Raw genomic sequence first — 21,010 nt, 5'->3', positions numbered from 1 at the left:
GCCCGTTCGCGGCGTGTCGCCGGGGCCGCGGGAAAGCTCCCGGCGGCGAAGCTGGGCGGATGGACGACGACAGCCGGCTGAACCGCTGGGACCGGGGTACCGACCTGGTGCTCGGCATCGCGTCGCTGGTCTTCCTCGGCTCGTACGCGGTGCACGTGCTGCTGCCCCGGCTGCCGGACGCCGCGCACGTCTTCTTCCTGACGCTGCTGTACACGGCCTGGGCGATGTTCGCCGTCGACTACACGGTGCGCTGGCGGCTGAGCGGCGAGGGACCGCGGTTCGTTCGACGGCACTGGCTGGACACGCTCGTCCTGGTCCTGCCGCTGCTGCGGCCGGTGCGGGTGGTGCGGACCTACGAGTCGATCCAGCGCCGGCGCGGGGAGCCCCGGCTCTCGCTGCACGCGCGCGTGGCGGCCTACTCGACGCTGTCGATCTCACTGCTGGGCTTCTCCGGCGCCCTCGCCGTCTACCAGGTCGAACGCTCGGCCCCGCACGCCAGCATCCGCACCTTCGGCGACTCCGTCTGGTGGACCTGCTCGACCCTCTCCACGGTCGGTTACGGCGACTACGTCCCGGTGACCACCCTGGGGCGGTTCATCGCCGCGGGGATGATGGCCTGCGGTCTGGCCCTGCTGGGCACGGTCACGGGGTCGTTCTCGTCCTGGATGCTGCAGCGGTTCGCGCTGAGCGAGAACGGCAGGAGGCCCCCGGAGAACTGATCTCCGGGGGCCTCCGAGGGAACCGGATCAGACCTGGGTCCGGTCCTCGACCACCTTCACGATCTTGGCGATGGCCTCGTCGAACGGGATGCCGTTCTCCTGCGAGCCGTCCCGGTAGCGGAAGGAGACCGAGCCGGCCGTCATGTCCTCGTCGCCCGCGATGACCATGAAGGGCACCTTCTGCTTCTGGGCGTTGCGGATCTTCTTCTGCATCCGGTCGGAGGACGCGTCCACCTCGACCCGCAGGCCTTTCTTCCTGGCCTCGGCGGCGAACTTCTGCAGGTACTCGACGTGTCCGTCGCCGATCGGGATGCCGACCGCCTGGACCGGGGCCAGCCATGCCGGGAAGGCGCCCGCGTAGTGCTCCAGGAGCACCGCGAAGAACCGCTCGATGGAACCGAACAGGGCGCGGTGGATCATCACCGGGCGCTGCTTGGAGCCGTCGGCGGCGGTGTACTCCAGGTCGAAGCGCTCGGGCAGGTTGAAGTCGAGCTGGACGGTCGACATCTGCCAGGTGCGGCCGATGGCGTCCTTGGTCTGCACGGAGATCTTCGGGCCGTAGAAGGCGGCGCCGCCCGGGTCGGGGACGAGCGGCAGGCCCTGCTTCTCGGCGACCGCGCGGAGCGTCTCGGTCGCCTCCTCCCAGACCTCGTCGGAGCCGACGAACTTCTCCGGGTCCTTGGTGGACAGCTCCAGGTAGAAGTCGGTGAGGCCGTAGTCGCGCAGCAGGTTCAGGACGAAGGTGAGCGTCTTGTCGAGCTCCTCCGCCATCTGCTCCTTGGTGCAGTAGATGTGCGCGTCGTCCTGGGTGAAGCCGCGGGCCCGGGTCAGGCCGTGCACGACGCCCGACTTCTCGTAGCGGTACACGGTCCCGAACTCGAAGAGCCGCAGCGGCAGTTCACGGTAGGAGCGGCCGCGCGCGTCGAAGATCAGGTTGTGCATCGGGCAGTTCATGGGCTTGAGGTAGTAGTCCACGCCCTCGTCGAGCTGCATGGGCGGGTACATGCCGTCGGCGTACCAGTCCAGGTGCCCGGAGGTCTCGAAGAGCTTCCCCTTGGTGGCGTGCGGGGTGTAGACGAACTCGTAGCCCTCCTCCTCGTGCCGGCGGCGCGAGTAGTCCTCCATGACCCGGCGGATCACGCCGCCCTTGGGATGGAAGACGGCGAGGCCGGAGCCGATCTGCTCCGGGATGGAGAACAGGTCCAGCTCGCTGCCCAGCTTGCGGTGGTCGCGCTTCTCGGCCTCGGCGAGGAAGTCGAGGTACGCCTTCAGCTCGTCCTTGGACGGCCAGGCGGTGCCGTAGATGCGCTGGAGCATCGGGTTCTTCTCGCTGCCGCGCCAGTAGGCGGCCGCGTTGCGCATCAGCTTGAACGCGGGGATCAGGCGGGTGGAGGGCAGGTGGGGACCGCGGCAGAGGTCCTTCCAGCACAGCTCGCCGGTCTTGGCGTCCAGGTTGTCGTAGATCGTCAGCTCGCCGGCGCCGACCTCGACGTCCGCGCCGTCGTCGCTGGACGCGGAGCCCTTGAGGCCGATCAGCTCCAGCTTGTACGGCTCGTCCGCCAGCTCCTCGCGGGCCGCCTCGTCGGTGACGACACGGCGGGAGAACTTCTGCCCGCGCTTCTGGATCTCCTGCATCTTCTTCTCGATGGCCTTGAGGTCATCGGGGTGGAACGGCTTCTCGACGTCGAAGTCGTAGTAGAAACCGTCCTTGACGGGCGGGCCGATGCCGAGCTTGGCCTCGGGGAACAGCTCCTGCACGGCCTGGGCCATGACGTGCGCGGTGGAGTGGCGCAGGATGTCGAGTCCGTCCTCGGAGGAGATCTCGACGCCCTCGACGGTCTCGCCGTCCCGGACCTCGTACGCGAGGTCCTTGAGCTCGCCGCCCACCCGCGCGGCGATGATCGAGCGCTCGCCGGCGAAGAGCTCGGCGGCCGTGGTGCCCGTCGTCACCACGCGCTCGTCCCGCTCGGAATCGCGTTGGATGATCACACGGACGTCTGACACCGGTCTCTCCTGACTGAAGGTGGGTGCGGCGCCATACCAGGAGCGCGCGCATTACGGGATCGTACCGACCCCGGCCCTCCGTCCGCGAAACGGTTACCGACCGTCCGCGGTCAGTCGCAGTCGTCGCCGGTGCACGCCTCCTCGAAGAAGTCGAGATTCTCCTGGAGGGACTTCATCAGCCGGTCCCGCTCGGCCTCCTCCACCTGGACCGGCGAGACCCCGTAGGCACCGGTCAGCCGCCGGAAGCCGCCCCGGCTCTCCAGCCGCCCGTGCACCCGCACCGGCAGTCCGACGAGGTGGGCCTGCCCGGCGATCCGGTAGTCCTCCTCGTCGAGGGTGACCCGGAGGTACGGCACCTCGGCGCCGGCGATCACCCGCAGCCGTACCGCGCCGTCGCCGCGCGGCTCGGAGCGGCGCATGCGGACGACGGTGCCGGTGACCCGGACCGCGACCGAGGGTTCGGCGCGCAGGTAGCGGGCGCCGGCCTCGCGCAGCACGGGCAGGTCGCCGGGTGAGAACTCGACGGGCTCCGTGGTGGCCGCGCAGTCGTCGGGGACCCCGGCGCCCGGCGCCCACTCCACGGAGACCCGGGCGCCTTCCGTGCCGCGCACGAGGGTCACCAGGGCGTCGGTCAGCTCGCGGCTCACGCCCGCCTCGACGGCGCCGTCGAAGGCGTCCATGCCGCCGGTGGCCCGCTGGTAGTCGATGGCCTCGCGGGCCGCGTACAGGGCCTGGTGGAGGCGGACGGCGAGGGGCCGGCCGGTGCCGACGGGCACGAAGGCGGCCAGGCCGCGCCCGCCGTCCGCCGAGCCGACGAGGACGGACTCCAGCATCGCGGCGGCGGCGCGCTTGTGCCGGGCGCCGTAGTAGCCGGCCCGCGCGCGGGTGGCGAGCGCGCCGGCCAGCAGGGTCTGCCGGGCGGCGGTGCGCAGCTGCTCCTCGGCCGTCCAGGACGCGGCGTCCGCCGGTCCGCCGGGCACGTCCCGCCACCAGCGGATCTCGTCGCTGGGCACGGCGAGCCCGACCAGCACCTCACGCGCGGCGGGCGTGCCGCTGCGCACGAGAGCGGTGAGCGCCTCCCCGAGCAGGTCGTCACTGTCCGGGAAGGCGCGGCTCTCGGGTACCAGCAGGCTGGTGCCGGTGCTGCCCGGCCCGGGTGGGGTCCAGCGGCCGTAGCGTCCCGGTGCTCCCCCGCGGCGCCGCCAGCCGTGCCGGCGCAGCAGGGCGCCGAGCACGGCCGGGTCGACCTCGGCGGGCTCGGGGGGACGGTTCCAGTGGGGCCCGTGGAGATCGTCGGGATGCGGCCGGACCTCCCGCAGCTGCTCCTCGTACGGACGGTGCCTCATGGCCTGCCTCCCGTCCCGACCCGCGTCATGATCTCGCAGAGCGCCCGGTCGTCGAAGATGCGCGAGGTCGGAACCCGCACGGTGGTCCGGTGCCGGCCGGTGATCGGGTGCCCTGCCAGGTTGACCCAGTAGCAGCAGTGGCGCAGATCGAGCCGGTCGTGGCTGGCGCGCAGCCAGTCGTCCTGGGAGCGCGGTACCAGCATCACCACCAGGATCTTGTGCACCGACACCGGTGTGCGGGCGAGCTTGCGCAGGTGGTCGTTGTCCAGCGTGAAGGAGAAGAAACGTCCCGGCGGGTTGGGGGCGATCTGGTACGTGCACTTGAGCTGCACCTTTATCGTCACCTCGTCGTCGACGGTGTGACCGGGCGAGCCGTGGCTGACGTGCCAGTCGATGCCGTTGTCCGGGAACGGCTGGGACAGCGAGCAGCCGGCCGCCGCCGCGACGGCATGCAGATAGCCCACCTGCAGTGTCTCCATGCAGGCGGTGGTCGCGAGTGTGCCGCGATGGGGGCCCGTACGTTCGGGCAGCAGCCCGCCCCGTTCGGGCTGCGCTATCGCCATGACCAACAGCCTTCCCAGCCAAAGAGTTTCCCCGTGGCGGGCCGCTGAACTGCAAAGACCCGCACTCCTGTTGTGTCCTTCCGGCGTACGCCGCAAACAGCCCGGGTATCACCAAACGGGCAGAAGACGGAACGTCATCTGCCGTGGGTGAACAAGGAGTTGTATTGGCATGACGTGCTGGTACGAGGGGCCCCTGGCGGCCTTCGACACGGAGACCACGGGCGTGGACGTGGAGACCGACCGCATCGTGTCCGCCGCGGTCGTCGTCCAGGACGCCCCGGGCACCCGGCCCCGGGTGACCCGCTGGCTGGTCAACCCGGGTGTGGCGGTGCCGGAAGCGGCGACGGCGGTGCACGGGCTGACGGACGAACACCTGCAGCGCAACGGCCGCTGGCCGGCGCCGGTGATGCATGAGATAGCCGAGGAACTGGCCGAGCACGCGGCGATGCACCGCCCGCTGGTGGTGATGAACGCGCCGTTCGATCTGACGCTGCTGGACCGGGAGTTGCGCCGGCACCGGGCGTCCGCGCTGGACCGGTGGTTCGAGGCGAGCCCCCTGCTCGTCCTCGACCCCCGGGTCCTGGACAAGCATCTGGACCGCTACCGCAAGGGCCGCCGGACCCTGACCGACCTGTGCGCGCACTACGAGGTCACCCTTGAGGGCGCGCACGACGCGGGGGCGGACGCGCTCGCGTCCCTGGAGCTCGTACGGGCGCTGGGCCGCCGTTTCGCGACCCGTCTGGAGCGCCTGACCCCGGCCGAGCTGCACACCCTGCAGACGACCTGGCACGCGGCTCAGGCCCGCGGTCTCCAGGCGTGGTTCACCCGCAGCGGCACACCGGAGACGGTGAGCACGTACTGGCCGCTGCGGCCGGAACTGCCGACGGCGGCGTGACGGGCGGGGCGCCGGCACCGGCGCCCCGCCCGATCAGGCTCGCGTGATGGTCCGTCCCGGCATCGGCTCCGCCAGCGCCACCCGCCGGTCCGGCGCGCCGAAGGGGTCGGCGAAGTACTGCGTCTCGTGCGCCACGCTCCCGTCGGCGAACTCCATGATGCTCACCGAGTACGACGGCACCCCGTCGTAGGTGATGACGCATTCGCTGACCCACACGCCGGCGTGGCCGGTGATCCGCAGGACGGTGAAGTGCCGGTCGGCAGGGTGGCCGCCGCGCTGGGCAGCGATGGCCTCGCGGCCCCGGAAACGCTCGCCCGACTGCGGGTAGTCCAGGATCGCGTCGGCGGCGTAGACGGCGTGCTCGGCGTCGATGTCCCCGCGTTCCGACGCCCGCCAGTGCTCCTCGATCGCGGCCTTGATCCGGGAATCAGTATCCATGGCACCGCCCTTCCGTGACGGTGCCACCCTAGGCACCTCGCACGCGACCGGCCGGGCGAAAGGCGGGCACGAGCCACGGAGTCCACCGTTCGGCCGGGTCCCGGAACGGCAGAAGGCCGGTCCACTGAGGTGGACCGGCCTTCCCGGTGGTGGGCGATACTGGGTTCGAACCAGTGACCTCTTCGGTGTGAACGAAGCGCTCTCCCACTGAGCTAATCGCCCGGGAACGGAGAGAACGATACAGGTACCGGCGGGTTCCGTTCAAACCGCTTGGAGGTGGCGGAGCAGTCCCCGCCGTCCCGCCCGCATCATCCACCGGTGGTTTGCGCGGAAGAACGGCCGCCCGGGGACGGCGAGTCGGCGCAGCAGCGCCTTGTTCACGTCGACCACCTGGTCGTAGCGGGCGAGGCTGCCCGCGCCGTCGGCGGCGACCGTCCAGCGGGACCAGCCCTCGATGTCACCGGTCATCGCGGCCTCCAGCACGCCGGCCCGCGGATCGCGTCGCGTCTCCCGCGCCGTGAACGTCATGTCGTAGGGAAGGACGGAGCGGATCGTGACGACCCCCGTCGTGTCGTTCAGTCGGCTCACCGACCGCACCTGCGGCCACCAGCCCGGATAGTCCTCGACCCGCTCCAGCGCGTCGTAGACGACGGTGAGCGGCACCGGCAGGGACCACAGGCTGCGGAAACGGTAGTGGGTCCAGTCCATGGACGGAGTCTGCCCGGCCGGCCGAACTGAGTACGCGTACTCATGCCCGCACGGCGTGACCTGCACCACACTCGCCGGTGCGAGCGCCGCCGCCCGTGCGACGGCGCTCCCCCACCCCCGCTACGAGGGCATCCTGTCGCCGAGCAGGGCCAGGTTCTCGATGGCGGCGAGCCCGTAGAGCGCGGTGTCGTTGGACGACACCCAGCTCGCCTCGCTGCCCGCGACGAGCGTGACCGGTCCGGAGAGCGGCTCGGTCCTCCAGGGCGAGGACTCCGTGTAGCCGTCCGAGCTGTAGAACTTCGTCCACGCGCGCTTGGCGAGCGTCGCGTCGCCGGTCTGTACGGCGGCGTAGGCGTCGAGACGCGAGTGGCCCTGGAACAGCAGCAGGGTGCCGAAGGTGGAGCCGTAGCGTGCCGCCTGTTCCGTCTTGGTGGCGTTGAAATAGCGGCAGTAGTCGAAGTACGCCTCGTTGAACTCCGGCATGTCGACGAGGTGGATCAGTTCGGCGCAGAGCTCGTTGAGGCCGAAGACCGCCGAGAGGTGGGAGACGGAGACCACCGGGGTGGTGGCGGTCGCGAACCTGCCGGTGTCGAGGTCGTACAGGCCGCTGCCCTGGACGAAGCCGTTGGGCTGTGCGGCGATGCCCGCCATGGTCGACAGGACCCGGGCCCTGGCCTTCTCCCACTTGGGGCCCTTGCGTTCCCACTCGGTCAGCCAGGCCGAGACCAGGCCGCTCCAGTCGGTGCCGAAGCCGATGGAGAGGGCGTGCCGGTCGGGGGTGTAGGGGTCGGTGCGGACCTTGCGCTGCGGGTCGAGGACGAGGAACGTCTCGTCGGAGTCGACGTTGGCGGCCATGAGGTCGCCGACGCGTTCGTCGGCGGTGAGGAAGTAGTAGAAGCGCCGGTAGGTGGTGTTGGCGATGCGCTGTTGTTTGGCGCTGTCGGCGTAGTGCTGGATGCCGTGCCGGGTGCCGAGCCCCGCCCACTGGCCGATGTGGTAGACGTCCACCTCGCCGGTGTGCCGGGTGAGCGCCTCGGCGAACCGGAAGATGTCCGAGCGGCCGCTGCGGAGGTACGCGTACCAGAGCCACAGGTCGGGCGAGAGCTCGGAGTTGTCCCAGGCGTAGCCGCCGATGTCGTACCGCCACTGGTGGCGCACGGTGTCGTAGGTGTGCATGAAGTCGCCGTAGTCCCAGAAGCCGTACCAACGGCGTTGCTCCACCTGGTCCTTGTAGTAGGTGAAGAGGAAGTCGAGGTGGTCCTCGATCTTCGCCTTGGCGGCGGTGGAGCGGTCCGGCTCGGAGAACAGGCCGGGGCCGAAGACCTTGGCCTTGACGAGCTGCCGGGGCGGGGCGGCGAGCTGCGGCAACGTCCGCACCGCCGCGACCTGTTCGGCCAGGACGTCCGCCGACGGGGTCGACTCGTTGGCCCAGAAGAGGAGTTCGGAGGTCCGGGCGATGCCGTACGGGGTGCCGAACTCGGGCTCGTAGTCCTCGTAGGTGATCTCAAGGCCTTCGAGCTGCTTGGCGTAGGTGTCCTGGCCCATGCCGTCGTGGTAGAAGCGCAGGTCCATCGGCTGGGCCTCGGGCGACCAGAGCCAGAGGGTGACCTCGGCCGTGTCGGTGTGGGCGTCGCGGATGTCGAGCTGGGCCGGGAACTTCTCCCAGAAGTCCCGCAGGCCGAAGGAGAGTCCGCCGCTCGCCCCGCCGACGTATCCGAACCCGGAGGCCCGCCTGCCGCCGCCGGCCGCGATCCAGCCGTACCCCTTCTTCGTGCGCTTGCGCAGGGTGAAGCCGTCGGCGGAGAGCTGGGCGAGGGTGTAGTCGCCCCAGTGCGGGATGTACTGGAGGCGGGTGGTGACGCGCTGGTCCCAGGTGGACGGGTCGGCGAGCCGCTGCCCGGCGTACTGGGCCGCCTGGACGGTCGCGCCGGGGTCGCGGCGCAGGCCGGTGATGCCCTGGACGGCCTCGCGCAGCAGGCCCGTTCCCTCACCGCCGATCCGCACGTGCCGGTCGTACGCCTCGTCGCGCATCGGTACGCTGAAGCGGACGCCGAGCCCGCGGATGAAGTCGCCGCTCGCCCTGCCCGGCTCCTGGGTGCCGTCGTAGGTGATCGTGTGGACCATGCGGAAGGAGTCGGCGCCCCCGTAGAAGTAGAGCCGGATCGAGAACGGCAGCCAACTCCGGCTTCCCCTGCGATGCTTGCCGTCGACGCGGACGACGGCCCGGACCGGGCCGTCCTGTTCGACGGTGACGGAGTCGATCGCGCCGTCGAAGCGCTCCGTCCTGACCGTGCCCTGGTCCTCGTCCTCGATCTCGGGCTGGCGGACGAGGACGAGCCGTCCGTTCCTGGCGATCTCCGTCGAACCCCGGGTGACGGACCTGACGATCGTGGCGCCGTTCCTGCCGATCTTCACGGTGATCACACCGGTGGAGACGTCGATCGTGCCGCCGTGCCGGTCGACGGTGACCTGCCGCGCCGGGGCGGCCGGGGCGCCTGCCGCGAGGGTGAGCTTGCCGTTGCCCGAACTCACGGCGTGGGCCGTCCACTTGAGGGAGCCGTCGGGCCAGTGGGCGAGCGGCCAGGACTGGACGGGCACGTCCTTGCCGTCCTCGTCGGTCAGTGCGAAGGCCTGGTCTTCCTGGAACGCGCCCATCGGCCAGGGCACGCCGACGGTCGAGCCGGGCGCGGCGCCGAGTCCGCCGCCCTCCAGCCAGTCCAGGGTCACCGGGTCCGCGTCGGCGGCCTCGGCTCCGGGCGCGGCCTGCGCGTCCGGCGCTCCCAGCGACCAGCTGAAGTGGGCGGCGGCGCCGGCGACGGCGGCGGCCTTGAGGAGGGACCTGCGGGGGATGGGAGACATGGTCCGCCTTTCCGTGCGGGTGCGGGGGAATGGAGCGTCGTGAGCGGCATGATGATCAGGTGCATGACAGGTACACGCACGGCGCGAGGCGCCGGACCGGGCGCGGGGCAGGTCAGCCGCGGCGGCGCCGGTACCGCTCCTCGACCGCGACGGCCGCCGCCGCCACGGCGCCGAGCACGGGCACCGCGAGCGGTGCGATGAGCAGCGCGGAACAGACCACGAGGACCGCTCCCCCGACGAGCAGGAAGGATCCGCCGGGGTCCCGGACGGTACGGCGGCCGGCCGCCGCGAGCAGGGTGCGCCATCGGTCGCCGGGCACCCAGACGGCCGCCGCGCGCAGCCCCGTGACCACGAGGCCGATCACCGCGAACAGGCCCAGCGCACCGACGAGCGGCCCGCCGGGCAGCCCGGCGCGCACGGCCCGGACGTCCACCCAGGCGGCGGCGACCGCACCCCAGCCGGCGAGCCCGACGACCCACCCGCCGCGCAGGGCGGCCCGGAAGTCGGTCGCGAACTCCCGCCGCCCGCCGCCCACCTGCCCGGTACGGCGGCGCAGGTGCCGGGCGCCGGCGGCGAAGGCGGCCGGGTAGGTGACCACCCCCAGGGACGCGACCGCGATCCACACCCCGGTGAGCAGGCACTCGGCGAAGACTCCGAACCGCTCCGCGAAGACGGACGGCTTTGCGCGCACGTCGGCCACGACGTCATCAGCCCTTCAGTCCTGAGGTCGCCATCCCGTCGATCAGATAGCGCTGGAAGGCGAGGAAGAACAGCAGCACCGGCAGCAGCGCGACCAGGGACATGGCGATCATCCCGCCGTAGTTGGCGGCCACGCCGTCGGAGTCGCGGAACATCATCAGGCCCAGCGAGACCGTGTACTTGCCGGGTTCGTTCAGGTAGATCAGCGGGCCCATGAAGTCGTTCCAGGCGTTGATGAAGGTGAAGATCGCGCTGGTGATGAGGGCGGGCCGGCACAGCGGCAGCACGATCGACCAGTAGATGCGGAAGTGCCCGCAGCCGTCGAGCCGGGCCGCCTCGTCGAGTTCCCGGGGCAGGTTCCGCATGAACTGCACCATGAGGAAGACGAAGAACGCCTCGGTGGCGAGGTACTTGCCGATCAGCAGCGGGGTGTAGGTGTTGATCCAGCCCAGCTTCTGGAACATCACGTACTGCGGGATCAGGAGCACGTGGTACGGCAGGAGCAGGGTGCCGATCATCAGGGAGAAGAGCAGGTTGCGGCCGGCGAACCGGATGCGGGCGAAGGCGTAGGCGGTGAGGGAGCAGGAGACCAGAACGCCGACGACGGCGCCGACCGCGTAGAAGAGGGAGTTCTCGAAGAACGTCCAGATGCTGATGTCCGCTATGCCGTCGGCGAGGCCCTTGAAGTTGGACAGGATGGGGTGGGCCGGGAACAGCCGGAGACTGTTGATGATGTCCTTGCCGGGTTTGAAGGACGCGCCGATCACCCAGACCACCGGGTAGAGGATGACCGCGAGGATCAGCAGGGCGCCGAGGTGCCAGCCGAGGGATCCGGCCCGGCGGCGGCCCGGCAGGGACGGCTTCGTCGTGGCCGCGCTCATCGGGCGTCCTCCTCGTAGTGCACCCACTTCTTCTGGGACCAGAAGAGGACGGCCGTCACGAGCGCCACGGCCAGCAGCAGCATCCAGGCCATCGCGGCGGCGAAGCCCATCTGGGCGTTCTTGAAGCCCTGCTCGTAGAGGTAGCAGGTGTAGACGAGGGTGGCGTCGGCCGGTCCGCAGGTGCCGTTGGAGACGACGTACGCCGAGCCGAAGATCTGGAAGGAGTGGATGGTCTCCAGAAGCACGTTGAAGAACAGCACCGGGGAGATCATCGGCAGGGTGATGTTCCAGAACCTGCGCAGCGGCCCGGCACCGTCCATCTCGGCCGCCTCGTAGAGCTCCTTCGGCACCTGCTTCAGGCCCGCCAGGAAGATGACCATGGGCGCGCCGAACTGCCACACGGTCAGCGCGACCAGGCTGTACAGCACCCAGTCGGCGTTGCCGACCCAGCCGCCGACGTGCCAGCCGAAGAAGGACTGGGTCCGGTCCACGATCGCGTCGTCGGAGAACAGCGACCGCCAGACGAAGCCGACCGAGACGCTCGCGCCGATGAGCGAGGGGGCGTAGAAGGCGGCCCGGTAGAAGGCCTGACCCCGGCGGCTCTGGGCGAGGAGCAGGGCCACCCCGAGGGCGAGCAGCAGCTTCAGCGGGGTGCCGACGACCACGTACTTCGCGGTCACCTCCACCGACTTCTGCCAGCGGGGGTCGCCGAACATCTTGGTGAAGTTGTCGAGCCCGACCCACTTCGGGGTGTTGAAGAGGTTGTAGTCCGTGAACGCGAAGTAGAGGGAGGCGACCATCGGGCCCGCGGTCAGCAGCAGGAAGCCCGCGATCCACGGGGACATGAAGAGGTAGCCGGCGAGGTTCTCGCGCCGGCGGCCGGGCCGCCGCCCCGTGGTGGCGGAGGCGGCCGGACGCGTCTTGCGGGCGGCGGGCGGGGAGTCGTTGACGAGCGTCACGGCAGGTCCCCTCAGGCCTGGAAGGCGGCCTCGGACTCGGTGAAGAACTGCTTCACCGCGTCGGAGACCTTGCTCTTGCCCTGGCCGAGGTCGCCGCCGATGCGCAGGAAGGCGGCCTCGATGGTGTCGGCACCGGAGGGGTGCGGGGTGATCGTCCCGAGGACGCCGGCCTTGGCGGTGTCGTCCTCGTACTGCGCGATCTCCTTGTTCACGGCGTCCGTCGGCCGGTACGCCGTGTACTGCTCGGTGCTCGCGAGGATGCCCCGGTCGTAGCCCATGATCTTGCCGACCTCGGGGTCGTGCACCATGAAGTCGATGAACTGCGCGACCTCCTCGGGGTGGGCGGTGCGGGCGGAGGCGCTCAGCATCAGGGAGGCGAGGTACTGCCCGGTGTGCTTGCCGTCCATGGTCGGGATCGGCGCGAGGCCGTAGGTGCTGTCGCCCTCGGCGGAGTAGCGGACGGTGAAGTTGTCCCAGGTGAACTCCGATCCGCCGTGGCCCGCGGAGAGGGAGGACTTGGGGAAGTCCTGGGCCACGACCTTGGGGTCGGTGACGATGCCGGCCTTGACGCGGCTGTAGCCGTCGGTCCACCACTCCGTGAGGTCGGCCTTGTCGAAGCCGAGTCCGTCGGCGGTGTAGAAGGCCTTGCCGTTCTGGCGGAGGTAGAGGTCGTACAGGTACATGATGGTGAAGTAGCCGGTGTCCCCCGCGACCTTCGTCCTGTCGTGGACGGTCTTCAGGGCCTTGAAGTAGTCGTCCCAGGTCCAGCCCGGGTGTGGCTCGACGCCGGCCTTCGCGAAGAGCTTCTTGTCGATGACCAGCGCCATGGTGTTGGAGCCGACGGGGATTCCGAGCTGCTTTCCGTCGACCTCGCCGACCTTCGTCACGCCGGCCCGGAAGTGATCCAGGCTCAGATTTCCTGCCTGCACCTGTGACTTGAGGTCGAGCAGAATTCCGCGCTTGTCGTACTTCCGGAGAAAGGTGACGGCATTTTGGAAAACGTCCGGGGGATTTCCGCCGGCCGCCTGGGTCTGGAACTTCTCCCAGAACGATGCGTACGTCTGAAAGTCGGTCTTGACCTTGATCTTCGGGTACTTCTTCTCGAAGAGCGCGATGGTCTTGTTGATCTTCTGGGCGCGCTCCTCGGCACCCCACCACGAGTAACGGATCGTCACCGTCCCGTCCCCGGAGCCGGTGCCGCCTCCGCACCCGGCCGTCCCGGCGAGGCCGAGCGCCACAGCCGAGGCCCCGGCCGCCTTCAGGATGGTCCGTCTCTCCACGTTCCTGCTGGTTCCCACAGTCGGGCCCCTCCCCGCAGCGTCGCCGACGCCTGCATGAATCGTTTCAAGTAAGCGCTTGCTGGCACAAGTTACGGAGGGGCCGGTGAGGCGTCAATGATTCGGACAGGAATTTCTTGTGGGCGGGAGCGGCTGGGCGGAGCGGGACGGGGCGGCGGCGGGAGGCCGGGGGCGGGCGACGTCGCAGGTGAGGGGCGTGCGGTCGAGGGGCCGAACGTGAAGTGGCCCACGGGAGAAGGCGGTTACGGGTTGGCTTCGGCGAGCGCGACGGGGGCGGCGGGGGCGGCGGGGTGCGCCGAGGCCGGCAGTGGTCGGAGGTGTGCGCCCCGGCAGCGGCACGGATTTTTTCCCCCCCCCCCCACGGATTCCCGCGCGGATTCCCCGCACGGACGCACGGCGGAGCCGCCGGGGCACGCCCTCGCCCCGGGCCGCGCCGACAGCCGTTCACGAGCCCCTGGCGAGAGCCCGGAGCGGCCGGGCCGGGCTGGGCCGGGCCGGGGCCGGGGCTGGGCCGGGGCTGGGCCGGGCCGGGGCTGGGCTGGGCCTGCAGCGGGACGGGCGGAGATCCGAGAACCCGACGGCTCAGCGGCCCACCGGAGCGCCGCACCCCGGGCCGCCAGGAGCTACGGGGCTCCACCGGCACGCACCCCTCGGGCCCGCCCGCTCGCGGTCCCGCACCGCAGGGGCAGCGCGGTCTTCCCGCGGCGCCCACTCGCGCACGGACCCGGCCGCAGCCCGCTCGCCGCGGTCGGCCGGCGCCGCGGCGAACGCGGCGGCCCTCCCCGAGGCACGAAACGACCGCGGCCCACCTGCTGTCTCGCAGGTGGGCCGCGGTTCCGGGTGGGCGATACTGGGTTCGAACCAGTGACCTCTTCGGTGTGAACGAAGCGCTCTCCCACTGAGCTAATCGCCCGGGCGCAGGAAGAACATTACCCCATGTCAGGGGGTGCCCCCGACCAGTCGCCGGGGGCCCGGGCCGGCGGCCGGATCACTCCTCGATCTTCCAGGGCACCACGATGCCGAACCTGGAGAGGTAGACCCCGGCCCCGGCGGCCACGACCACCAGGCCGATCGTCGTGAGCGTGATGTTGCGGCGGCGCACCTTGGGGTCGAAGGCCTTCTGGGCCGCCTCCGTGACCTTCCGTTTCGTCCAGCGAAGCACCAGCTGGGCCCAGACGAACTCGGTGGCCCAGATCGCCATGCCGGCGAAGATGATCACCCAGCCGGGCCCGGGCAGCGGCAGCAGGACGATGCCCACGGCCACCACCGCCAGGCCGATCGCGAAGACCCCGACCTGCCAGCTCAGGTGCAGCACCCGGCGCGCCCTGACGAACTCGGGCGCCCGCGATCCGAGCCCGCGCTCGTCGCGTGCCGGTCCCGCCGCCGTCCCGTCCGTCCCGTCCGCCCCGCCGCCGTCCGAGGCCACGGCGGCCTCGCCCGGTTCGTTACTCCCCGTATTCATACGACCAAACCCTACCTGAGCGATTCCGGTCACCGGAATGGTCGTAGATCGCGTCCGGGTTCTCGGCCGGAAGAGTTACGTAAACACACGCAAAACACTCAGAGGGGTTTACAACGGCACCGTAGGTGGCATGTCGATTTCGCCGACGTGCGAATCCCCGAGCGCACACTGAGCGAAAGGCCCTGGCGCTTATGAACACCACGGTCAGCTGCGAGCTGCACCTGCGCCTCGTTGTGTCGAGCGAGTCATCCCTGCCTGTCCCCGCAGGCCTGCGGTACGACACGGCCGACCCCTACGCCGTGCACGCCACCTTCCACACCGGAGCCGAGGAGACCGTCGAGTGGGTGTTCGCCCGCGACCTCCTCGCCGAGGGGCTCCACCGCCCCACCGGCACCGGAGACGTCCGCGTCTGGCCGTCCCGCAGTCACGGTCAGGGCGTCGTGTGCATCGCCCTGAGCTCTCCGGAGGGAGAAGCCCTACTGGAAGCCCCTGCGCGGGCTCTGGAGTCCTTCCTGAAGCGGACGGACGCCGCCGTGCCCCCGGGCACGGAACACCGCCACTTCGATCTCGATCAGGAGCTCTCGCACATCCTGGCGGAGAGCTGAGGGCACACCCCCTCCAAGCCGCCCGGCGCCGTCCACTCGGGGAGACGGCTCGGGCCTAGACAACCGCATACGGCAGCACCGGCGCCGCCACCGTGTTGGGTCACGGGGCGGCACCGGTGTGTCCGCATGCCCGTGGAACCGCCGGGGGGCGGTGCGCGTTGTACCGGTCAGTCACGAGTGGGACAGGGCACGGTGCGGGGCCGCCGTATGTCGCTACCATCGGCCACCATCGGCGGGCGCCCGCCCGACCCTCAGGCCAGGGAGCGAAACGTGCTGATCACCCACGACACCCGGTGTTCTCTCGACGCCGTGGTGGATCTGGTGAACACCGTGCCGGAGGACGACGCGGCGGTGGACGGGCTGCCCGACGTCGCGGCCCTCCGTGATTTCGTACGAAACCACGACATCAGCGATGTGGGGGTGCTGTCGGAGTTCGATCTGTCGGCGGTGCGCAAGATCCGCGGCCGGTTCGCGGGCATCTTCGCCGCTCCGGACCCCAGGACCGCCGCCGGGATGATCAACGAGCTGGTCGCGGCCGCGGGCACCACGCCCCGGCTCACGGACCACGACGGCTATGACTGGCACGTGCACTACTTCGCGCCCGGCGCCTCGGTGGCCGACCACCTCGCCGCCGACTGCGGGATGGCGCTCGCGTTCTTCGTCGTCGCCGGGGAGCAGGAGCGGCTGCGGCGCTGCGAGGCCCCGGACTGCCGGCGCGCCTTCGTCGACCTCTCCCGCAACCGTTCGCGCCGCTACTGCGACAGCCGGACCTGCGGAAACCGTCTGCATGTCGCCGCGTACCGGGCACGCCGCAAGGAGGCGGCGGGCTGATCGGGGAGACGTCGACGGGAGGATCCCCGTGGCCGGAGCACCGGCGGAGCGCCGGGGGGATGCCGACGCCGGTCCCGGCGGGTGGCGCCGGGACTGGCGGGTACGGCTCACAGCCACAGCAGGTCGTGCAGCGCAGCCATGAGAATCAGACACCCGATCACCGCTAGGAAGATCATCAGCGGTGGCTGGGAAAGGGCGAAGAGGCACCCGCGGGGCTCGTCCTTCGGCGGCGCGGCCTCGCTCTGTTTCGTGTCCAGCATCTCGCGGTGATGATGTCCCAGTGGGCACCCGCCACGCGATCAACACGCCCGGAATGGGCAGGAGTTCGCCGAATTCCGCGATGTCCGTTTCGCTTCCGCTCGCCTTCTGAACACTTCCGCGCGGGCCGTAGGCGCACTGTGTCGTTTCAATGCCTCATGTGATTGTCATATGCATGCGCCCGCAACCCGGCTGAACTGCGCCGCGCCCCGCGCCCCGCGTGCTGCCGGGCGCCGTCCCCCCGTGCCCGGTCCGCCGCCGCGGTGTGTCATATCCCGTGCTTCTTGAGGATGGCCTCGATGTCGCTGAAGTCGTCACCCGAACCGGTGCCGCGGGGAGCCGCGGGCCTGGCAGCCGGGCGGGTGGCCGGGCTCAGGGACGGCGCCGGGGCGGCGGGTGCGACGGCGTCGCGCTCAGCCCCCCGGGCGGCCGCCTTCCGCTCGGCACGGGTGCCGCGGGTGCCCCCGCGCCGGCGCTCCACGGCGCGGGTGGCGGCGAACAGCGCCCAGGCCGCGCCGAGCACGCCGAAGCCCGCCCAGGCGGTCGGGCTGAAGGCGGTGTCGGCGAGCCAGCCGACCACGCCGGTCATCACCAGGCCGATGGGAACGAGGGAGTAGGCGGCGGTACGGGCCGCCGCCAGGTACCGCTTGCGGTAGGCGGTGACCACGGCGATGCCCAGGCCTGCCGCGGACACGGCGGAACAGACTGTCTCGGCAATCATCCGGTCCTCCTGCGGGCTGGGTCGGGCGGAGTGCGGGCGCTGCTCCGCCCCTTCCATCGTGCACCGCCCGGCCCGTGCGATCCATGTCCAGGCCCGACAATCAGGGGCATCTCGGGGTCCTCTCGGGGGCACCTCCACCCCAGGGACGAGCCGCGGCCCCACCCGGCGCCGCCGGCCGCCCTCGCCCGTCTCGATTGGGTGGACGGAGCACGGCCTGGAAGACTGGCCGCCATGAACGACTCCCCCGCGCGCGCCGACGCCCCGGTCCTCGACGTCTGGTGTGAACTCCAGTGTTCCGACTGCCGCAGCGCCCTGGACGACCTCCGCGCCCTGCGGGCCCGGTACGGCGACCGGCTGGAGCTGCGGCTGCGGCACTTCCCGCTGGAGAAGCACAAGCACGCCTTCGCCGCCGCGCAGGCCGCCGAGGAAGCCCTGGTGCAGGGCAGGGGCTGGGAGTACGTGGAGGCGGTCCTCGGCCGGGTCGAGCGGCTGGACCGCGAGGGCGAGCCGTTCCTGGTCGAGGTGGCCGGTGAACTGGGTCTGGACGCCGAGGAGTTCGACACCGCACTGATCGACGGCCGGCACATCCTGATCGTGGACGCCGACCAGGCCGAGGGCAAGGCCATCGGCGTGACCGGCACCCCGACGTACGTCATCGGCGGCGAACGCCTCGACGGCGGCAAGAGCCAGGAGGGCCTGCGCGAGCGGGTGACGGAGATCGCCGACCGGTTGCTGGCCGAACGGGAGTGACCCGGCCGGAGAGCCGGGGCCGGGAGCGGTCCGCGGAAACGGCCGGGCGGAAGTGACCGGGCCTCAGATCAGGTTCTTGTAGTAGATGCCGGAGACCGTGACGTACCCCAGGGACTCGTAGAGCCGCTCCGCCGGGGTGTTGCCGGCGAACACGTTGAGGCCGAGGACGGGTCTGCCGGCCGCGATCGTCTGGTGCTCCGCCAGCAGCATGAGGGTGCGGCCGTGCCCCCGGCCGCGGTGCGCGGCGTCGGCCTCGACGTCGTACACCCAGGCCCGGTCCTGCCCGAGGGACAGCCACAGGGTGCCGACGCGCGTCCCCTCGTGTTCCAGGATGCTGAACCGCATGTCCGCGGTGGCGCGCCCCCGGGGCAGCAGCCGCTCGTGGTCACGCCGCACCTTCTCGCGCGCCTCGGCTTCGGGCAGGCCCCGCTCGGTCCACGAGCGCGCGTGCGCCTCGGACTCGTGCGCGAGCCACCCCTCGAACTCCTCCCCGGTCATGGCGCGGCCGAGGCTGCCGGCCGGCAGGGCGGGCGGGGTGTCACCGAGGTGCTTCTCCAACCTGCGGTTGCGCGGGACGTACCCGAGCGCCGTGACGAGCCGCAGCGCCGGCTCCGCCGTGGCCGGGACGGCCACCTCGATCTGCCGGCAGCCCCAGCCCCGTGCCACCTCCTCCGCGGCGAGCGCGGCCACGGTGCCCCGGCCCCGGTGCCGGTCGGGCTCCTCGATGCGCAGGTCGGCGATCCGGGCCACCCCGGCTCCGAGACGGGGCGAGGTGCCGAGGCGTAGGGCGCCGACCGGGCGGCCGTTCACGCACACCTGGAAGTGGCGGGACGGCGCCCCGTCGGCGCCGTGCTGGAGCGGCTCGGTCGGCCGCAGGGTCGTGGTCATCAGCCGTGTTCTACCCGCCCGGGAGGCTGACGTCAGCCCGGCGGGGCCCGGTCCGGCAAAGTCCCGTGCGGCTCTCAGGGATCCAGATCGTCACCCGAACGCTCGTCGAAGACGCGCATGGCCTTGGCGGTCACCGGGCCCGGGGCACCGGGGAGCGCACGGTCGTCGACGCGGTGCACGGCCTGGACGTCACGCAGGGTGGAGGTGAGGAAGATCTCGTCGGCCTGCTCCAGGACGTCCAGAGACAGGTCGGTCTCGCGGGCGCCGGTCCACTCGACGGTCAGGGCGCGGGTGATGCCGGCCAGGCAGCCGGAGGAGACCGGCGGGGTGTGGATCTCGCCGTCGAGGACGACGAAGACGTTGGAGCCGGTGCCCTCGCAGAGCTGCCCGACCGTGTTGGCGAACAGGGCCTCGGAGGCGTCGTGCCGGTGGGCGTGGGCCAGGGCGACGACGTTCTCCGCGTAGGAGGTGGTCTTCAGGCCGGTGAGCGCGCCGCGCTCGTTGCGGGTCCAGGGGACCGTGATCACGGCGGTGGAGTCGGCGCGGCGGCCGGTCTCACCGAGGGCGACCACCAGGGTGGGGCCGCGGTCGCCGCGGTCGGAACCGAGGGGACCGTGGCCGCCGGTGTAGGTGATGCGCAGCCGGCCCAGTGCCATGGGGTTGGCCGCCAGGACCGCCGCACAGGCCCGGCGGACCTCGTCGTGGTCGGGGTCGGGCAGGCCGAGGCCGCGGGCCGAGCGGGTCAGCCGGTCGAGGTGGCGGGTGAGGGCGAAGGGCCGTCCCCCGGTCGCCTTCACCGTCTCGAAGATGCCGTCCCCCACGGTCAGCCCGTGGTCGAAGACGGAGACACGCGCGGACTCCACGTCCTGCAACCCGCCGTCCAGCCAGATCTTCACTGCTCTCTACCTCTACAAGTCAGCGCCCGGTGCGACGGATGCGTCAGGGCATCCGGCGCTGCGGACCGGCCGGGGTCCGAAGGCCGTCCGGCGGGCCTGCTCAGCACCCGGGACGTCCTTCGGTCACGTCGTACGTACCCGACGCTATCGCGAGCAGCCGGGCGGCCTTCAGTTCGGTCTCCCGCCATTCGCCCTCCGGGTCGGAGCCCCAGGTGATCCCGGCGCCGGTACCGAACCGGAGCACGTCGCCGTCGGCGGACCGGTCGATCCAGAAGGTGCGGATGCCCACCGCCAGCTCGCCGACGCCCCGGTCCGCGTCCACCCAGCCGATGCCGCCGCAGTACGGGCCGCGCGGCGCGGTCTCCAGGGCCTCGATGATCCGCAGGGCGCTCGACTTCGGCGCGCCGGTGACCGAGCCGGGCGGGAAGGCCGCGCCGAGCAGGTCGGGCCAGCCGGCGGCGGCGCGCAGCTCGCCCCGGACCGTGGAGACGAGGTGCACCAGCCCCGGGTGCTTCTCCACGGCGCACAGATCGGGGACGGTCACGGTGCCGGTGGCGCAGACCCGCCCGATGTCGTTGCGGACCAGGTCCACGATCATCACGTTCTCGGCGTAGTCCTTGTCCAGGAGGTCCGCCTCGGTACGGCCGGTCCCCTTGATGGGACCGCTCTCGACGGTCCGCCCGGTCCGGCGCAGGAACAGCTCGGGCGAGGCGGTGGCCGCCTCCACGCCGTGCGCCGGGAGGCGAATCGTTCCGGCGTACGGCGCCGGGTTGCCGCGGGCCAGCAGCGCGGTCAGGGCGTCCACGTCGGCGTCCGGGGCGACCGGCGCGGACAGCACGCGGCAGAGGTTGGCCTGGTAGACCTCGCCGGCCGCGATGTGCGCACGGATCCGCCGCACCGCCGCCGTGTACGCGGCGCGGTCGAGGGACGACGTCCAGTCACCGGCCGCCGGGCCCCGCCACCGCCCCGGTACCGGCGCGGGCACCGGTTCCTCTCGTACGTCACCGAAGCGGGCACAGGTCAGCCGGCCCTCGAAGTCCGCGCAGACGGCCCAGAAACCGGACGATTCGAGGGCCGCCGGATCACTGGTCACGTCGAGGAGGCCGGTGGCGACACGGTCGCCGAACCGGGCGAGCGGAGGGTGATGAGGAGCACGACGAAGCACGTCGTCGAGTCTATGGCGGGTGTCCTGGGGGTGGCCCCGGCATGTCGCCGAGGGTGCCCTGACCA

The 21,010-nt window shown here is 71.3% G+C and carries 21 protein-coding genes and 2 tRNA genes; 5 read left to right on the top strand and 18 right to left on the bottom strand.

Annotated features, from left to right (window positions below; genetic code table 11):
• Nucleotides 1-59 precede the first annotated feature (59 nt).
• The gene (locus AB0472_RS04150) at nucleotides 60-719 is read left to right on the top strand and encodes a potassium channel family protein (RefSeq protein ID WP_366353195.1); all 660 of its coding nucleotides are present in this window, start codon (nucleotides 60-62) and stop codon (nucleotides 717-719) included.
• Nucleotides 720-746: 27 nt separating this feature from the next.
• Here AB0472_RS04150 and thrS read toward each other — a convergent pair whose 3' ends face one another.
• From thrS to AB0472_RS04135, 3 genes are all read right to left on the bottom strand, one after another.
• Entirely contained in the window at nucleotides 747-2,723 is a 1,977-nt protein-coding gene (gene thrS, locus AB0472_RS04145; RefSeq protein WP_366353193.1) for a threonine--tRNA ligase, read from the bottom strand.
• 110 nt (nucleotides 2,724-2,833) lie between these two features.
• On the bottom strand, nucleotides 2,834-4,069 hold the full coding sequence (locus AB0472_RS04140) for a hypothetical protein (protein ID WP_366353192.1): 1,236 nt from the start codon (nucleotides 4,067-4,069) through the stop codon (nucleotides 2,834-2,836).
• Nucleotides 4,066-4,632, bottom strand: a complete 567-nt coding sequence (locus AB0472_RS04135) for a DUF4365 domain-containing protein (RefSeq protein ID WP_093505297.1) — start codon at nucleotides 4,630-4,632, stop codon at nucleotides 4,066-4,068. The genes AB0472_RS04140 and AB0472_RS04135 overlap by 4 nt, the downstream gene beginning before the upstream one ends.
• Before the next feature lie 169 nt (nucleotides 4,633-4,801).
• On the opposite strand from AB0472_RS04135, the gene AB0472_RS04130 reads away from it, so the two are divergent.
• Nucleotides 4,802-5,527, top strand: a complete 726-nt coding sequence (locus AB0472_RS04130; protein WP_366353189.1) for a 3'-5' exonuclease — start codon at nucleotides 4,802-4,804, stop codon at nucleotides 5,525-5,527.
• A gap of 33 nt (nucleotides 5,528-5,560) precedes the next feature.
• Here the strand turns inward: AB0472_RS04130 and AB0472_RS04125 are convergent, their stop codons facing one another.
• The 10 genes from AB0472_RS04125 to AB0472_RS04080 all read right to left on the bottom strand — a co-directional run bounded on the left by AB0472_RS04125 (nucleotide 5,561) and on the right by AB0472_RS04080 (nucleotide 14,831).
• A complete protein-coding gene (locus AB0472_RS04125) occupies nucleotides 5,561-5,965 on the bottom strand; it encodes a nuclear transport factor 2 family protein (protein ID WP_366353187.1) in 405 nt (134 codons plus the stop codon).
• Between the two features lie 147 nt (nucleotides 5,966-6,112).
• Nucleotides 6,113-6,187: transfer RNA gene (locus AB0472_RS04120), tRNA-Val, on the bottom strand.
• 39 nt (nucleotides 6,188-6,226) lie between these two features.
• Entirely contained in the window at nucleotides 6,227-6,673 is a 447-nt protein-coding gene (locus AB0472_RS04115; protein ID WP_366353185.1) for an SRPBCC family protein, read from the bottom strand.
• Nucleotides 6,674-6,793: 120 nt separating this feature from the next.
• Nucleotides 6,794-9,532, bottom strand: a complete 2,739-nt coding sequence (locus tag AB0472_RS04110) for a Tat pathway signal sequence domain protein (protein ID WP_366353184.1) — start codon at nucleotides 9,530-9,532, stop codon at nucleotides 6,794-6,796.
• 112 nt (nucleotides 9,533-9,644) lie between these two features.
• Nucleotides 9,645-10,223 carry a hypothetical protein gene (locus AB0472_RS04105; protein ID WP_366353462.1) on the bottom strand — a complete coding sequence of 193 codons (579 nt, stop codon included), beginning with the start codon at nucleotides 10,221-10,223 and terminating at the stop codon, nucleotides 9,645-9,647.
• 16 nt (nucleotides 10,224-10,239) lie between these two features.
• Entirely contained in the window at nucleotides 10,240-11,112 is an 873-nt protein-coding gene (locus AB0472_RS04100; RefSeq protein ID WP_366353182.1) for a carbohydrate ABC transporter permease, read from the bottom strand.
• Complete coding sequence (locus AB0472_RS04095) at nucleotides 11,109-12,071, bottom strand: sugar ABC transporter permease (protein WP_366353180.1); 963 nt, start codon at nucleotides 12,069-12,071, stop codon at nucleotides 11,109-11,111. The genes AB0472_RS04100 and AB0472_RS04095 overlap by 4 nt, the downstream gene beginning before the upstream one ends.
• A gap of 11 nt (nucleotides 12,072-12,082) precedes the next feature.
• Nucleotides 12,083-13,369 (bottom strand): extracellular solute-binding protein, encoded by a 1,287-nt coding sequence (locus AB0472_RS04090; RefSeq protein ID WP_366353178.1) that lies wholly within the window; start codon nucleotides 13,367-13,369, stop codon nucleotides 12,083-12,085.
• 841 nt (nucleotides 13,370-14,210) lie between these two features.
• A tRNA-Val gene (locus AB0472_RS04085) sits at nucleotides 14,211-14,282 on the bottom strand.
• A 75-nt stretch (nucleotides 14,283-14,357) separates the two neighbouring features.
• Nucleotides 14,358-14,831 carry a TIGR02611 family protein gene (locus AB0472_RS04080; protein ID WP_366353176.1) on the bottom strand — a complete coding sequence of 158 codons (474 nt, stop codon included), beginning with the start codon at nucleotides 14,829-14,831 and terminating at the stop codon, nucleotides 14,358-14,360.
• Nucleotides 14,832-15,022: 191 nt separating this feature from the next.
• On the opposite strand from AB0472_RS04080, the gene AB0472_RS04075 reads away from it, so the two are divergent.
• On the top strand, nucleotides 15,023-15,436 hold the full coding sequence (locus AB0472_RS04075; RefSeq protein ID WP_004002642.1) for an SsgA family sporulation/cell division regulator: 414 nt from the start codon (nucleotides 15,023-15,025) through the stop codon (nucleotides 15,434-15,436).
• 270 nt (nucleotides 15,437-15,706) lie between these two features.
• Entirely contained in the window at nucleotides 15,707-16,267 is a 561-nt protein-coding gene (locus AB0472_RS04070; protein ID WP_366353175.1) for a CGNR zinc finger domain-containing protein, read from the top strand.
• Nucleotides 16,268-16,374: 107 nt separating this feature from the next.
• On the opposite strand, the gene AB0472_RS04065 is transcribed toward AB0472_RS04070, so the two are convergent.
• Together AB0472_RS04065 and AB0472_RS04060 are read right to left on the bottom strand one after the other, a co-directional pair.
• Complete coding sequence (locus AB0472_RS04065; RefSeq protein WP_365293315.1) at nucleotides 16,375-16,527, bottom strand: hypothetical protein; 153 nt, start codon at nucleotides 16,525-16,527, stop codon at nucleotides 16,375-16,377.
• 266 nt (nucleotides 16,528-16,793) lie between these two features.
• Nucleotides 16,794-17,246 carry a hypothetical protein gene (locus tag AB0472_RS04060; protein ID WP_366353174.1) on the bottom strand — a complete coding sequence of 151 codons (453 nt, stop codon included), beginning with the start codon at nucleotides 17,244-17,246 and terminating at the stop codon, nucleotides 16,794-16,796.
• A 231-nt stretch (nucleotides 17,247-17,477) separates the two neighbouring features.
• Here AB0472_RS04060 and AB0472_RS04055 point away from each other — a divergent pair, with 231 nt between their 5' ends.
• Complete coding sequence (locus tag AB0472_RS04055) at nucleotides 17,478-17,996, top strand: DsbA family protein (protein ID WP_366353173.1); 519 nt, start codon at nucleotides 17,478-17,480, stop codon at nucleotides 17,994-17,996.
• Between the two features lie 63 nt (nucleotides 17,997-18,059).
• Here the strand turns inward: AB0472_RS04055 and AB0472_RS04050 are convergent, their stop codons facing one another.
• The 3 genes from AB0472_RS04050 to AB0472_RS04040 form a co-directional block, all read right to left on the bottom strand.
• Nucleotides 18,060-18,884 (bottom strand): GNAT family N-acetyltransferase, encoded by an 825-nt coding sequence (locus tag AB0472_RS04050; protein ID WP_366353171.1) that lies wholly within the window; start codon nucleotides 18,882-18,884, stop codon nucleotides 18,060-18,062.
• A gap of 74 nt (nucleotides 18,885-18,958) precedes the next feature.
• The gene (locus AB0472_RS04045; RefSeq protein WP_366353169.1) at nucleotides 18,959-19,780 is read right to left on the bottom strand and encodes an aminodeoxychorismate lyase; all 822 of its coding nucleotides are present in this window, start codon (nucleotides 19,778-19,780) and stop codon (nucleotides 18,959-18,961) included.
• 100 nt (nucleotides 19,781-19,880) lie between these two features.
• A complete protein-coding gene (locus AB0472_RS04040; RefSeq protein ID WP_366353167.1) occupies nucleotides 19,881-20,945 on the bottom strand; it encodes a chorismate-binding protein in 1,065 nt (354 codons plus the stop codon).
• Nucleotides 20,946-21,010 lie beyond the last annotated feature (65 nt).

It is taken from the genome of Streptomyces sp. NPDC086777 (genome assembly GCF_040702065.1).
GTDB lineage: Bacteria > Actinomycetota > Actinomycetes > Streptomycetales > Streptomycetaceae > Streptomyces.
This window is presented reverse-complemented; position numbering and strand designations above follow the sequence as displayed.

Coding starts and splice junctions, on each gene's coding strand:
- AB0472_RS04100 (WP_366353182.1), bottom strand. CDS start 11,112: ATGAGCGCGGCCACGACGAAGCCGTCCCTGCCGGGCCGCCGCCGGGCC.
- AB0472_RS04055 (WP_366353173.1), top strand. CDS start 17,478: ATGAACGACTCCCCCGCGCGCGCCGACGCCCCGGTCCTCGACGTCTGG.
- AB0472_RS04125 (WP_366353187.1), bottom strand. CDS start 5,965: ATGGATACTGATTCCCGGATCAAGGCCGCGATCGAGGAGCACTGGCGG.
- AB0472_RS04065 (WP_365293315.1), bottom strand. CDS start 16,527: ATGCTGGACACGAAACAGAGCGAGGCCGCGCCGCCGAAGGACGAGCCC.
- AB0472_RS04150 (WP_366353195.1), top strand. CDS start 60: ATGGACGACGACAGCCGGCTGAACCGCTGGGACCGGGGTACCGACCTG.
- AB0472_RS04110 (WP_366353184.1), bottom strand. CDS start 9,532: ATGTCTCCCATCCCCCGCAGGTCCCTCCTCAAGGCCGCCGCCGTCGCC.
- AB0472_RS04075 (WP_004002642.1), top strand. CDS start 15,023: ATGAACACCACGGTCAGCTGCGAGCTGCACCTGCGCCTCGTTGTGTCG.
- AB0472_RS04140 (WP_366353192.1), bottom strand. CDS start 4,069: ATGAGGCACCGTCCGTACGAGGAGCAGCTGCGGGAGGTCCGGCCGCAT.
- AB0472_RS04050 (WP_366353171.1), bottom strand. CDS start 18,884: ATGACCACGACCCTGCGGCCGACCGAGCCGCTCCAGCACGGCGCCGAC.
- AB0472_RS04130 (WP_366353189.1), top strand. CDS start 4,802: ATGACGTGCTGGTACGAGGGGCCCCTGGCGGCCTTCGACACGGAGACC.
- AB0472_RS04080 (WP_366353176.1), bottom strand. CDS start 14,831: ATGAATACGGGGAGTAACGAACCGGGCGAGGCCGCCGTGGCCTCGGAC.
- AB0472_RS04135 (WP_093505297.1), bottom strand. CDS start 4,632: ATGGCGATAGCGCAGCCCGAACGGGGCGGGCTGCTGCCCGAACGTACG.
- AB0472_RS04115 (WP_366353185.1), bottom strand. CDS start 6,673: ATGGACTGGACCCACTACCGTTTCCGCAGCCTGTGGTCCCTGCCGGTG.
- AB0472_RS04060 (WP_366353174.1), bottom strand. CDS start 17,246: ATGATTGCCGAGACAGTCTGTTCCGCCGTGTCCGCGGCAGGCCTGGGC.